Genomic DNA, 13,647 nt, shown 5'->3' on the forward strand with positions numbered 1-13,647 from the left:
GCCCCGCGCCGGACGTGGCGCGGGCGCTGGGCCGCCTGTCGCTGGGCCGGGGACAGCCGCGCGATGCCGCCGCCATCCGCGCCGCCCTGTCCACGGCGCGCCACGTCGCGCGCATCGTGCGCGAAAGCCCGCAGGCCCCATCGCTTGTCACACGCGCCACGGCACATCTTGACAAGGCGACGGAGCTTGAGGCCCTGCTGGCGCGCGCCCTGTCCGATACCCTGCCCGCACGGCTGGAGGATGGGGGCGTCATCGCCACGGGATATGATGGCGAACTTGATGGCGAACGTGAACTGCGCGATGGCAGCCGCCGGATCATTGCCGCACTCCAGCAGGAATATGCCGACGCCTTTGGCATCTCCAACCTCAAGATCCGTCACCATGCGCAGCTTGGCTATGTGATCGAGGTTCCCTCCGCCGCCTCTGCACGGCTGAAGGACCGCGAGGACCTGATCCTGAGGCAGGGCACGGCAAGCGCCGCGCGGTTTTCAACCGACCGCCTCGTCAGCCTCGACCAACGCATCATCGAGGCCGCAGAACGCGCGGCGGCACGCGAACGCACGCTGTTTGCCGAACTGGTACGCACCATCCTCGACGAACCTGCCCTTCCTGACATCGCCTCCGCCCTTGCGGTGCTGGACATCATACAGTCGTGCGCCGAACTGGCCGGTGGGGGGACATGGTGCCGCGCCGCCATCAGCGATGACACCACGTTCGACCTGACCGACTGCCGCCACCCGGTTGTGGAGGCGGCATTGCCGCGTGATGCCCGCTTCACCCCCAATTCGTGCGACCTGTCGCCCGACCGGCGCGTCATGCTGCTGACGGGCCCGAACATGGCGGGCAAGTCCACCTTCCTGCGGCAGACGGCACTGGCGGTGATCGTGGCGCAGGCGGGACTGCCGGTCTGTGCAAAGGCCGCGCGCATCGGCATCGTGGACCGCCTGTTTTCCCGCGTGGGGGCGGCGGACGACCTTGCGCGCGGGCGGTCCACCTTCATGGTGGAAATGACGGAAACGGCGGCCATCCTCAACCAGGCGGGACCACGATCCATGGTGGTGGTGGACGAAATCGGGCGCGGGACGGCAACGCTTGACGGTCTGGCGATCGCGTGGGCCGTGCTCGAAGCCATGCATTCGACGCTGCGGTGCCGGGCCATATTCGCAACCCACTTCCACGAACTGTCCGAACTTGCCGAGAGCCTGCCGCGCCTGTCGCCACACACCATGAGCGTGCGTGAATGGAAGGGCGAGGTGATTTTCCAGCACGAGGTCGTCCCCGGCACCGCCCGGCGCAGTTGGGGCGTGCATGTCGCGCGCCTTGCCGGGGTGCCCGAACCCGTGGTGCGCCGCGCCGGACGGCTGCTGGCGGGGCTGGAGAAGGAACGCCATGCCGCCGCCCCGGCCCTGCCCCTGTTCGAACGGATCGACACGCCGCCCCCGGTTGCGGAGGCCACACCCGCACTGCCGGAAAAAGTGATCGAGATGGTCATCGGCCTCGATCCCGACGAACTGACCCCGCGCGCGGCGCTCGACGCCCTTTACCGGTTAAAAAAACTCCTACATTCCAGTAAGGAACATCTGGACCCGTAACTGCAAAGACCGGCACACTTGTCCGGCCCATTCGCCCCAAAGGACGCCGACCAGACCGCGATGCCGAGCCCTGCCCACGCCGCCTCTACTGTCGAGGACATGACCATTGCCCTGCGCGACGCGCTGGGACTGAACGCACCCTATGCCCCGGAACTCCCGCGGGAGGAGGCGATCAGCCTGTTCCGCAGGCACCTTGCGCGCTTTCAGTCCCATGTGCGCGAGGAATTCGAGGCGCATCGCCTGGGCGGCGCGGACGCGGGCAAGCTGCTGGCCAGCTATACCGATGGCATGATCCGCACGTTGTGCGAATTCGCGACCCACAGCATCCGTGCCGAGTCGCAGGTGGCGGGCGACGTCAGCTTCGCCATTACCGCAACGGGCGGTTACGGGCGTGGGCTGCTGGCGCCGTTCAGTGATATCGACCTGCTGTTCCTGACCCCGGACGAACCGTCGGACGAGGTGCGCGGCGTTGTCGAATACATCCTGTATTTCCTGTGGGATCTTGGGCTGAAGGTCGGGCATGCGACGCGCACGATTGACGAGTGCATCACGGAGGCCGAGGCCGATACCACCGTGCGCACCACGTTACTCGACGCACGGCTTCTGGCGGGGGACGCCACCCTGTTCGCAATGTTCGAGGCACGCTACATCGTCGCCTGCGTCACGGCGGGGGCCGCATGTTTCATCACCGACAAGCGGCGTGAACGGGCCGCCCGACACCACCGTTTCGGCGACAGCCCCTATCTGGTCGAACCCAATGTCAAGGAAGGGCGCGGCGGCCTGCGTGACCTGCAGACGCTGTACTGGATGTGCCGCTATACTTTCGGCACGCGCCATGTCTCCGACCTGCTGGCCCCCGGTTTCAGCGCACTCGGCCTGCTGACGGAACAAGAGGCCAAGCGCGCCCGCCGGTCATGGGATTTCCTGTGGCGCGTGCGCTTTCACCTGCACTATGTCTCCGGCCGGGCGGAAGAACGCCTGACCTTTGACGTGCAACCGGTGGTCGGCGGGCGCATGGGTTATACCCGTCATGGCCGACAGGTGGGGGTGGAGCGTTTCATGCGCCACTACTTCCTGACGGTGCGCGAGGTCATGCGCCTGACGCTTGTGCTTGAACCTGCCGTCCTGCGCCAGGCGCTTGGCCCCATCGCCAATGCACCACAGGCCGATACGCAGATGCGTGATGCCGGGTTTACCGTGATGGACGGACGCATCCTGCCTGAACGCGGCACATCGTTCGAGCATGAACCAATCCAGATGATGCGCCTGCTGGCATGGGCGAAAAAGCGCAAGCTGCCGATCCATCCCCTGGCGATGCAGCAGATGATCCGCTGGGAACGCCATGCCGCGACCCTGCGTGGCAATGCGGAGGCGTCTTCCATCTTCCTCGACCTGATGTGCGGCACCCCGCCAGAGCGCGCCCGCCATGGCGCCCCCGGCACCCCGCCTGCAGCCGTACAGGGCGATGACGCCCCCAGTTTTCACCAGATGGACGAGGGACGGCGCAAGGGGAATGCCTACTGGCTGCATATTCTCAACGAAACCGGCCTGATGGGGCGGCTGCTGCCCGACTGGTCGCGGGTCGTGGGGCAGATGCAGTTCGACACCTATCATGTCTTTACCGTGGATGAGCACATCATCGACGCGCTGCGTATCCTGGAGCGCGTGGAACACGGGTCGATGGCGGACGAAATCCCGCTGGCCTATGAACTGGCGCGCAACCTGCATTCGCGCCGGGCGCTGTATGTCGCGGTCCTGCTGCATGACATCGCAAAGGGACGGGGCGGGGACCATTCGGAAATCGGATCGGAAATCGCGCTGCATGTCTGCCCCGAACTGGGCATGGACAGCGAAGAGACGGAGACCGTGTCGTGGCTGGTGCTGCATCACCTGCTGCTCAGCCATACGGCGTTCCAGCGCGACATTGACGATCCCAAGACGATCCTCGACCTTGCCGACATCATCCAGTCGCCCGAACGCCTGCGCCTTTTGCTGCTGCTGACGATCGTGGACATGCGCGCGGTCGGGCCGCGTGTATGGAACGCGTGGAAGGCGACGCTGCTGAATGAACTTTACATGCGCGTGGCCGAAGTCCTTGAAGGGAGCATGGCCACGACGGAACGCGATGTCCGCGTCGCCCGCGCCAAGGCCGCAACGGCGCAGTGGCTGGCCGAAGATGGCCTGCCCGAAGGGGAGATCGCCCATTTCATGGGGCTGGGTTACGGCAGTTACTGGCTGTCATTCGACCGTGACACCCATCGCCGCCATATCCGCCTGATTACCGAATCCGAGGCCAGGCATTCCCCGCTGACGGTTGAATCCCAACCGATTCCGGCGCGTGGCGTGACCGAGGTGACGATTTATGCCGCCGACCATCCGGGCCTGTTTTCACGCATCGCCGGGGCTGTCGCCATTGCGGGCGCATCCATTGTCGATGCGCGCATCCATACGATGACCAACGGCATGGCGCTCGATACATTATGGGTTCAGGACGCCGATGGAGCGGCCTTTGAGGAACCGCAGCAGTTGGCCCGCCTATCGATGCTGGTGGAGCAGGCCCTGTCAGGACAGCTCAATATCAGCAAGGAAATCGCAAGCTGCGGGCGGCGCGGCAGCGGGCGGCGCATGCGCGCCATCCATGTACCGCCGCGCGTCGTGATCGACAACCGCGCGTCCAATGCCTGCACGGTGGTCGAAATCAACGGGCGCGACCGGCCCGGCCTGCTGCATGACATTACGGCAACCATCAGCGACCAGAAGCTGCAGATCGCCTCGGCCCATATCACGACCTATGGCGTGCGGGCGGTTGACGTGTTTTATGTCAAGGACCTGTTCGGCCTGAAGATCACGGACAAGGCGCGTCTGGAGACCATTCGCCAGACCCTGTTGGCCGGACTGCAAAAGGCAGAGGCCAACGCCACCCGCCTGACCTCCGCCCTGGATACCGTCACGATCTGACGGAAGGTCAGAGAACCTCACGATCAGTCCAGACAGCCCCTGACATCCCGCCGCGCCGCGCGCCAGTCATGCAGCGCATCGCGCACCTGTTCGATGACCCCGTCCCACGCATGGGGCGGCGGTAGCGCGTGTGCGGGACGAAACTGCCGAAGGTGCGGATACCAGCAGCTTCCGTGCGGCCGTGACGATGCGTCACCATCCCCCCCACCAAGGGCAGCGGACCAGCGCCAGTCCCCCCCATGACGGTTAAGCAGCCAGACCGGGCGCCCCATCGCCCCGGCAAGGTGCGCCACCATCGTATCCACGCAGATCACCAGATCCAGCGTGGCGATCACCCACGCCGTATCCATCACATCGCCCAGTGACGGCACCTCCATCGGGAATGGCAGGTCGGCACCCCCTGCCCCCTGCTGAAGGCTGACGAACGTCACGTCCCGCACCCCCGCCAGCATCGCCATCCGCTGCGCCCCGACGGAACGGAGCCGGTCAAAACGGTACTGCGCATTCCCTGCCCAGCACAGGCCAACCCGTATCCCCCCCATCGCGCGGGGCATGGCCACCGGGCCGACATATGCCCCCATCGGACGCGGAAGCGCATCCAGCCCCAACAGGTACGGCAGGCTGAACAGGTCGCATCGCGCCACGACACCGCGTGGATATTCATCATTTGGCGCGATAATTTCCATGCGCCGCGCAACAGAAGCCCCTGTCCTGTCACGCAGGCTGGCCGCCAGCCGATGCAGCGCGGGGGGCAGCACCAGCACCACACGCCGCCGCCGCGCCAGCATGGGGACATAACGCAGGAACTGGATCGTATCGCCCATTCCCTGCATGGCATGGACAACGATCCTGTCCCCTGTTGTCCCCGCGCCATCAGCCAGCATCGCGCGCGTGCAGCGGGGCAGGACGGGATAATGCGTCGTATCGGCGGGCAGAAGCGCATGCCGCGCCTCCCACAATGCCCAGCCTTCGGCCATACGCCCCTGCCCCAGCATGAGTGTGCCAAGGTTGAAACGCGCCTGTGCCCGGGTCTGCGCATCGGCGTGCTTATCTGCCATCACCGCACGGCACAGGGCGGCGGCGGGGGCGTCTTCCCCCTGCTCCGCCAGGACGGTGGCAAGGTTGGCGGCAATCCGGCCGTCGTCACGACGCAGGTCATGCGCCTGTTCCAGCGCGCGACGCGCCCGCGCAACGTCGCCTAGCGCCATGAAGGTCAGACCCAGATTGTTCCATACATCCGCATGGGGCAGGACCTGCACACATTGCCGCAGCCATGGCAGGGCGGCCGCGAACTCGCGCTGCGCGAACAGGACCGCGCCAAGGTTGCCCGCCGCCATCGCGTCATCGGGCAGATGTTGCAACCATGCCTCCAGACTGGCCCGTGCTTCTGGCAGGTGGCCGCAGCCCAGCAGCATTTCCACCAGTTCGTGAAAAAGCTGCCTGTCCCCCTCCGGGGCAAGGCAAAAGGCCTTGCGCATCCAGGACAGCGCATCGGCACGACGGTTCCGACGCCACAAGAAGCGCGCCATGTCCGCCCGGGGCCGCCATGCGTCAACGCCACCACAGGCGATGGCCTGCGCATATGCCGTCTCCGCCGTGGTGAAATCGTGAGATTCCTCGGCAATGCGGGCCTGCGCCGCGCGCGCCACGGGATCGCGCGGGGATTTCAGGATGGCGACATTTACCGCCGCGCGGGCCTGCACCACATGCCCACGCGCCATCAATGCCTGCGCCAGTGTCACATAATAATGGGACGCTCCCTCGATCTCGATCGCGCGCCCGGCCAACCCGATGGCAAGGTCGTCACGCCCGCAGGCACGCACAACACAGGCCATCCCGTGCAACGCACCGGCATGACTGCCATCGCGGCGCAGGATCTGGCGGAAATGCCCGCCTGCCGCCGCCGCCTGCCCCTGCGCCAGCATGCGCAGCCCCTGTTCGATTACGTCGCCTGCCTTTTCCGGCATGGGTGGCACCGTCCCTGCTTGCGTGTTGCGCCCAAGGCCGCCACGCTAGGGCGCAATTGATAACGACTCCTTTACGCAGGGAATTCCTCCATGCACGACCCCGTGGCCGACACGCCCACACCTGCCGCACATGATGCATATGACACGCTGGTCCGCCGCTTTGCGCGGATGGGACATATCGCCAATGCGCTGGGCATCCTCGGGTGGGACAAGGACACGATGATGCCATCGGGCGCCGCCGACAGCCGGGCCGAAAGCATCGCGACACTATCGGTCCTGCATCATGGCATCATGACCACCCCGGACATGGCGGACCTGCTGGCGGCGGCGCCAGAACCGGGGGATGCGTGGCAGGCGGCGAACCTGCAGGAGATGCGCAGGCTGCACGCCCATGCCATGGCCGTGCCCCCGGACCTGGTGGAGGCCGCGTCCCGCGCGGCATCCCGGTGCGAGATGGCGTGGCGCACGGCACGCCGCGACAGTGATTTCGCCAGCCTTCTGCCCTATCTGGAGGACGTATTGGCGCGCACGCGCGAAATCGCCCATGCCAAGGCAGAGGCACTTGGGCTTTCGCCCTATGACGCGCTGCTGGACCAATATGACCCCGGCACACGGCAGGCGGATATCGATCCTGTGTTCCGCCGCCTGTCAACACAACTTCCGGGCCTGATCGCCGATGCGCTTGAACATCAGCGCGCGCACCCCGCGCCGGCCCTGCCGCGCGGGCCATTCGCAACCGCCGCGCAGGCCGCACTGGGGCAGGAGATCATGCGGACCGTGGGGTTCGACATGGCACGCGGGCGGCTGGATGTCAGCCTGCATCCCTTCTGCGGCGGGGCGGAAGACGACGTGCGCATTACCACACGGTACGAGGAGGGCGATTTCCTCAATGCCCTGATGGGCGTCGTACATGAAAGCGGTCACGCGCTGTATGAACAGGGCCTGCCACGTGCATGGCATTCACAACCCGTCGGCGCGGCACGCGGGATGAGCCTGCATGAAAGCCAGTCGCTGCTGATGGAAATGCAGGTCTGCCGCTCGGCCGAGTTCATGACATGGGCAGCCCCCGTCATTGCAACCGCGCTTGGCGGGGACATACAGTCCCCCGAATGGTCCGCAGATACGCTGCACCGGCAGGTTACGCGCGTGCGTCCGGGGTTCATCCGCGTGGATGCGGACGAGGTCACCTATCCCGCCCATATCCTTGTGCGTTATGAGATGGAAACCGCACTCATCAACGGGCAGATGACGCTGCATGACCTTCCGGGGGCCTTTAACGCACGTCTTTACGACCTGTTGGGCCTGCGCGTGACCGAAGACCGGCTGGGCTGCCTGCAGGACATCCACTGGCCATCGGGATCGTGGGGATATTTCCCCACCTACACGCTTGGCGCGATGATCGCCGCCCAATTGCGCGAGGCGGCACAGAAGGCGTGCCCGACATTGATGGAAGATATCGCGCGGGGTGATTTCTCCACGCTGCTGACATGGCTGCGCACCCATGTCCATCATCGCGCCAGCAGTGCCGCGATGCGCGACATCGTGCGCGACGCCACGGGGGCGCCGCCGGGGCCTGATGCGTATCTGCGGCATCTTCGGCACCGGTATTGCGGGCAATAGGCGCGCGGATACCCGCCATCCCCCACGGCCCCTTGCCTTCGTGGGCGGTTCATGGCGACATGCGGACAATGTCCAGTCACGATTCCGCCCCGTCCCGCCCGCATCGTGCCCGCCATGCGGGTGTCGCCTGCGCCCTTGTCGGGGCGCTGGCCCTGATGAACGCCCCGTTTGACGCACGCCAGGCGCATGCGGCCAAACCCGCGCCGCCGCTGAACCCGTCCGCACCGATGGATGATGTCGCGACCTCCGCCACCGCGACGTGGGACCGGGTCGTCGTCCTGCCCGATGGCCGGTTCATCGCACAGGCCCCGGCATGGACCGGGATAAAGCAGGGCGGCCTTGTCATCTTCGCCCCCGGGCAACACCCCGCCCCCTATCCCGACGCGGCATCGAACGACCCCGCCACACCGGCGGCGCAACGCCTGATTGCCCCTGCGGACCTTCAGTTACAGGCGGACGGGACGTTATGGGTACTCGATAGCGGGATCGCCGCCGACGGGACGCGCGCGCAGCCCAAGGTCATGCGCATCGACACCCGCACGGCGCAGGTTACGGCGACATGGGATGTGGACGCGGCCAGCCTGCGCCCGGACAGCCACCTGTCCACGATGCGGGTGGGCAATGGCCATGCCTATATCGGGGATGAAGGGGTGCCCGCACTGATCGTGGCCGACCTTGAGGGCCATGGGCAGCGCCGGCTGATGGAACATAACCCCGCCCTGACGGCGGGACGGCCGATCCTCGGCCCAGACGCGCGTGTGATGAAGAACGCATCAGGCCATACCGCCATCATCAATATCAGCCAGATGGCCATCAGCCCGGATGGGAAATGGCTGTATTTCGAACCGCTCAGCGGCCCGATCTACAAGCTGGGCACGGATGTGCTGATTGATCCGAAGGTCACGCCCATCGAATTGGAAGACAGCCCCACCCTGTGGTACAAATCCCCCCCCTATGGCGGGATCGCCGTGGGTGCGGACGGGACGCTGTATCTGAATGATGTCTCCACCAGCAGCATCTTCCGCCTGACGCCCAAGCGTATCTATCAACGCATCGTGACCGACCCGCGCCTGCACTGGCCCGCAGGATCGTATGTCACGCCCGACGGGATGATGTATGTCCCTGCGGCGCAGCTTGACCGCACACCCGCACTGAATGGCGGGCAGATGCAGGTGTCATGGCCGGTCCATGTCTATCGCATCAATGTCGCGGCCCTGCCCGAGGCGAAATTCTGACACACCTTTCCCAAAATCGTTCAGGATAGGATCATCGAGTCCCACTGTGCCCCTTCGCGCGGTGGGGAGATGGCATTATGATCGGACCCATGCGCTATATTTCTACCCGGGGACAAGCCCCTGTCCGCGATTTCTCGTCCGTGCTCCTGGCTGGTCTGGCCGAAGACGGTGGACTTTACCTGCCGGAAAGCTGGCCGGAATTCTCCCCCCGGCAATGGCGGGACCTGCGCGGCCTGCCCTACCCCGAACTTGCCGCGCGCGTGATGGCGCCATTCACCGCCGGGTCGATCCCGCCGGACGTGCTGGGGCAACTGTGCCGCGATGCCTATGCCCATTTCGACCATGCCGCCATCGTGCCGTTGACGCAGGTGGAAGACGGGCTGTTCGTGCAGGAACTGTTCCATGGCCCGACGCTGGCGTTCAAGGACATGGCGATGCAGTTGCTGGGCCGCCTGTTCGACCATGTCCTGACGCAGCGCAATGAACATGTGACGATCGTGGGGGCCACGTCGGGCGATACAGGGTCTGCCGCGATTGCGGCATGTCGCGGGCGCGAACGCCTGCGTGTGGTGATCCTGCACCCCGAAGGGCGCACATCCGACGTGCAGCGCCGCCAGATGACAACGGTGCTGGAGCCCAACGTCACCAACCTTGCGGTACAGGGCACGTTTGACGATTGCCAGGACATGGTCAAGGCGATGTTCGCCGACACCACGTTCCGCACCGACATGCACCTGTCGGCGGTCAATTCCATCAACTGGGCACGAATCGCCGCCCAGGTGCCCTATTACGTCTATTCCGCGCTTGCACTTGGCGCACCGGACCGGGAGGTGGCGTTCGCCGTGCCCACCGGCAATTTCGGCAACGTGCTGGCCGCGTGGGTCGCGCGCCAGATGGGCCTTCCCATCCGCGCGCTGTGTGTGGGGTCGAACCGCAACGACATCCTGTCGCGCTTCCTCAACGAAAACGACATGTCCATCCATGGCGTGGTACCCAGCCTGTCACCGTCGATGGATATCCAGGTCTCGTCGAATTTCGAACGCCTCCTGTTCGAACTGCTCGACCGCGACGCCAGCGCATGCGCGCGCATCGTGACGGAATTCCGCAAGACCGGTCGCATGCATGTGCCCACGCCGGTATGGGACAGGGCCAATGCGCTGTTCCATGGCATGGCGCTTGATGACGATGCGACGGTGGCCGAAATCCGGCGCCTGCATGCGCAAAGCCAGTATATGGCCGACCCGCACACCGCCATCGGCATTGCCGCCGGACGCGCCTTTCGCGAACCGGGAATCCCCATGGTGGCAATGGCGACCGCCCATCCCGCCAAATTCCCCGACGCAATGGAAAAGGCGATCGGCATCCGCCCGGCCCTGCCGGATGCGTTGTCGGACCTGTTCGACCGGCCGGAGCGTTACGAGGTGGTGCCTGCGGACCTTGGAACCATTGAGGACAAGGTCCGCGCCGCAGTCCTGAAAAATAGCTGACGCGGCTGGCGCCTCCTGCCTCTTCCCTGATTTCTCAAACTATGGCCCTGCCGCTCAGTGATCCCGGCCGGGCCTTCAGGATCCGAATGACTGACCTCATCAATGTTACCCGCCTGCCTTCCGGGCTGACCGTTGTCACCGAACGGATGGAGCGTGTTGAAACCGCCTCCTTCGGGGCGTATGTCGCCGCTGGCACCTGTCACGAGGACGCGCGCGAGAACGGGGTGTCCCACTTCCTCGAACATATGGCGTTCAAAGGCACGGCGACACGCACGGCGGCGGGCATCGCGGAAGAGATCGAGAATGTCGGCGGCCATATCAACGCCTATACCGCGCGCGAACACACCGCCTATTACGTCAAGCTGCTGAAGGAAGACCTGCCGCTTGGTGTGGACATCATCGGCGACATCCTGACACACAGCAGCTTTGCCCCTGACGAACTGGAACGCGAACGTGGCGTGATCTTGCAGGAAATCGGGCAGGCCAACGACACGCCCGATGACATCGTGTTCGACCATTTCCAGGAAACCGCCTTCCCCAACCAGCCCATGGGCCGTCCCACGCTGGGCACCGAAGGCGGCATTCGCGAAATGACGCGCAAAACGCTGATGACCTATATGCGCACGCACTATACCGCACGCAACACCATCATTGCGGCGGCGGGCAACCTGCATCACGATGCCGTGGTGGAAATGGTGGAAAAGCATTTCCGCGACCTGCCGCAGACAGACATCCCGCCATGTCCGGGCGTAACCTATGTCGGTGGCGAATTCGCACAGCGGCGTGAACTGGACCAGGCACATATCGTGCTCGGCTTTCCCTCTGTCGGCTATGGCGATCCGGATTATTACCCGACCCTGCTGCTGTCCACGCTGCTTGGTGGGGGCATGTCATCGCGCCTGTTCCAGGAAATCCGTGAAAAGCGTGGCCTGGTCTATTCGGTCTATTCCTTCAACGCCCCCTTCCGTCAGGGTGGGCTGTTCGGGATTTACGCAGGCACCGGCGAATCCCAGGTGGCGGACCTGATTCCCGTCACGCTGGAGGAACTGCGCAAGGTACAGGGACAGGTCGCGCAGAACGAACTTGACCGTGCCCGCGCGCAACTGAAATCATCATTGCTGATGTCACTGGAAAGCACCGGCAGCCGCTGCGAACAGCTTGCACGGCAGTTGCAGATCTTTGACCGTCTGGTGCCGATCCATGAAACGGTGCAGCGTATCGACGCCGTCACCATCGCCGATGTCCAGCGCGTGGCGGCCCGGGTCTTTCACGGTACGCCCACGCTGACATCACTTGGCCCGGTCAGGCACATGCCCCCTGTCGCCACTGTTGCGGAGATCCTTGCACGATGACACCGGAACCGCTTGACCTGATTGCAACCCTGCTTGACACGGCGCGCGCCGCTGGCGCCGATGCGGCCGACGCGGTTTACATGACCCGGATCGCCCACGGGGCGCAGGTGCGTAACGGCAAGGCGGAAGACCTTGAACGCTCCGAGACATGTGACCTCGGCCTGCGCGTATTCGTAGGGCAGCGATCGGCCATCGTGTCGGCCACCAGCCTTGATCCCGCCCGTTTCGATCCCCTGGTGGCACAGGCGCTGGCGATGGCACGCGTCGTTCCGGAAGATCGCTTTGCCGGCTTGTGCGACCAGGCGGTGCATGGCCATGTCGATGCGGCGGGCCTTGACCTTCTGGACATGACGGAACCACCCACCACCGCCCTGATCGAACGCGCCCGCACGGCCGAGGCCGCAGCCCTTGCCATTACGGGTGTCAGCAACACCAACGGCGCCTCCGCCAGCGCGGGCCGCATGGACATCGTCATGATGACCTCGGCCGGGTTTTCGGGCGGATACTCACGCAGCAGCCATTCCATCTCCGCCAGTGTGGTGGCGGGACAGGGAACGGGGATGCAGCGTGATTATGACTATCATTCGGCGGTACACCTGTCGGACCTTGAGGATGCGGCCACCATCGGGCGGCATGCGGGTGAACGCGCGGTCGCCCGCCTCAACCCCGTACGACCGCGCACCGGGCGGATGCCCATCGTGCTGGACCCGCGCATCTCCACCAGCCTGCTGGGCCATCTGTCGGGCGCGGTGAATGGTATCGCAATCGCGCGCGGCACTTCGTTCCTGAAGGACCGGATGGGACAGCAGATCATGGGAACAGACATCACCATTATCGACGATCCCCTGCGTATCCGGGGGCTGGGCGCACATCCGTTCGACGGAGAAGGCGTCAGGACAAAGCCCCTGACGATCGTCGAAAATGGTGTCTTGCAAACATGGGCGCTTGACGCCCGCAGTGCGCGGCAACTGGGGCTGACCTCCAATGGCTGTGCGGGCCGGGGGGCATCCTCACCGCCTTCCCCCTCGCTGGGGAACATGCATATGCAGCCCGGACGGGTCACGCCACACGATCTGATGGCGGACATCGGCGAAGGGATCTACATCACCGAACTGATGGGTTCTGCCATCAATGGCATTACCGGTGATTACAGCCGTGGGGCCTCGGGCTTCATGATCCGCAACGGGCAACTTGCTGAACCTGTGGCGGAACTGACGGTTGCGGGCAACCTTGTGGACATGTTTGCCCGCATGCAGGTTGCCAATGACCTTGATTTCCGCCGCACCACCAATGCGCCAACCGTGCGGATTGATGACATGATGATTGCAGGGGCATGAATTCGACGACAGGCGCCACGGCATAAAACTGTTTGAAACACCCTGTTGATAAAAGACTGAAATTATAAAGGTTTTTGGTGAAGCTTTTTCTAAAAAGCT

At 64.8% G+C, this 13,647-nt stretch carries 8 protein-coding genes; 7 read left to right on the forward strand and 1 reads right to left on the reverse strand.

The annotated features are described in order from the left end of the window. A partial coding sequence (gene mutS, locus B7G66_RS05285) for a DNA mismatch repair protein MutS (RefSeq protein WP_048858893.1) occupies nucleotides 1-1,592 on the forward strand: 1,592 nt, incomplete at its 5' end. A gap of 60 nt (nucleotides 1,593-1,652) precedes the next feature. Then, nucleotides 1,653-4,550 carry a [protein-PII] uridylyltransferase gene (locus B7G66_RS05290; protein ID WP_048858894.1) on the forward strand — a complete coding sequence of 966 codons (2,898 nt, stop codon included), beginning with the start codon at nucleotides 1,653-1,655 and terminating at the stop codon, nucleotides 4,548-4,550. A gap of 23 nt (nucleotides 4,551-4,573) precedes the next feature. On the opposite strand, the gene B7G66_RS05295 is transcribed toward B7G66_RS05290, so the two are convergent. Beyond that, nucleotides 4,574-6,517, reverse strand: coding sequence for a tetratricopeptide repeat protein (locus B7G66_RS05295; RefSeq protein ID WP_003618159.1), 1,944 nt, complete (start codon nucleotides 6,515-6,517; stop codon nucleotides 4,574-4,576). A gap of 90 nt (nucleotides 6,518-6,607) precedes the next feature. On the opposite strand from B7G66_RS05295, the gene B7G66_RS05300 reads away from it, so the two are divergent. The 5 genes from B7G66_RS05300 to B7G66_RS05320 all read left to right on the forward strand — a co-directional run bounded on the left by B7G66_RS05300 (nucleotide 6,608) and on the right by B7G66_RS05320 (nucleotide 13,548). Continuing rightward, nucleotides 6,608-8,137: a carboxypeptidase M32 gene (locus B7G66_RS05300; RefSeq protein WP_003618158.1), complete on the forward strand. Its 1,530-nt coding sequence runs from the start codon at nucleotides 6,608-6,610 to the stop codon at nucleotides 8,135-8,137. 68 nt (nucleotides 8,138-8,205) lie between these two features. After that, the gene (locus B7G66_RS05305; protein ID WP_003618156.1) at nucleotides 8,206-9,372 is read left to right on the forward strand and encodes an L-dopachrome tautomerase-related protein; all 1,167 of its coding nucleotides are present in this window, start codon (nucleotides 8,206-8,208) and stop codon (nucleotides 9,370-9,372) included. 89 nt (nucleotides 9,373-9,461) lie between these two features. Beyond that, nucleotides 9,462-10,859, forward strand: a complete 1,398-nt coding sequence (gene thrC / locus B7G66_RS05310; protein WP_040511615.1) for a threonine synthase — start codon at nucleotides 9,462-9,464, stop codon at nucleotides 10,857-10,859. A gap of 86 nt (nucleotides 10,860-10,945) precedes the next feature. Then, the gene (locus B7G66_RS05315; RefSeq protein ID WP_003618152.1) at nucleotides 10,946-12,211 is read left to right on the forward strand and encodes a M16 family metallopeptidase; all 1,266 of its coding nucleotides are present in this window, start codon (nucleotides 10,946-10,948) and stop codon (nucleotides 12,209-12,211) included. Further along, on the forward strand, nucleotides 12,208-13,548 hold the full coding sequence (locus tag B7G66_RS05320; protein WP_003618149.1) for a TldD/PmbA family protein: 1,341 nt from the start codon (nucleotides 12,208-12,210) through the stop codon (nucleotides 13,546-13,548). Before B7G66_RS05315 ends, B7G66_RS05320 begins: the two co-directional genes overlap by 4 nt. Nucleotides 13,549-13,647 lie beyond the last annotated feature (99 nt).

The organism is Novacetimonas hansenii JCM 7643, assembly GCF_000964405.1.
GTDB lineage: Bacteria > Pseudomonadota > Alphaproteobacteria > Acetobacterales > Acetobacteraceae > Novacetimonas > Novacetimonas hansenii.

Coding starts and splice junctions, on each gene's coding strand:
- B7G66_RS05305 (WP_003618156.1), top strand. CDS start 8,206: ATGTCCAGTCACGATTCCGCCCCGTCCCGCCCGCATCGTGCCCGCCAT.
- B7G66_RS05290 (WP_048858894.1), top strand. CDS start 1,653: ATGCCGAGCCCTGCCCACGCCGCCTCTACTGTCGAGGACATGACCATT.
- B7G66_RS05320 (WP_003618149.1), top strand. CDS start 12,208: ATGACACCGGAACCGCTTGACCTGATTGCAACCCTGCTTGACACGGCG.
- thrC (WP_040511615.1), top strand. CDS start 9,462: ATGCGCTATATTTCTACCCGGGGACAAGCCCCTGTCCGCGATTTCTCG.
- B7G66_RS05295 (WP_003618159.1), bottom strand. CDS start 6,517: ATGCCGGAAAAGGCAGGCGACGTAATCGAACAGGGGCTGCGCATGCTG.
- B7G66_RS05300 (WP_003618158.1), top strand. CDS start 6,608: ATGCACGACCCCGTGGCCGACACGCCCACACCTGCCGCACATGATGCA.
- B7G66_RS05315 (WP_003618152.1), top strand. CDS start 10,946: ATGACTGACCTCATCAATGTTACCCGCCTGCCTTCCGGGCTGACCGTT.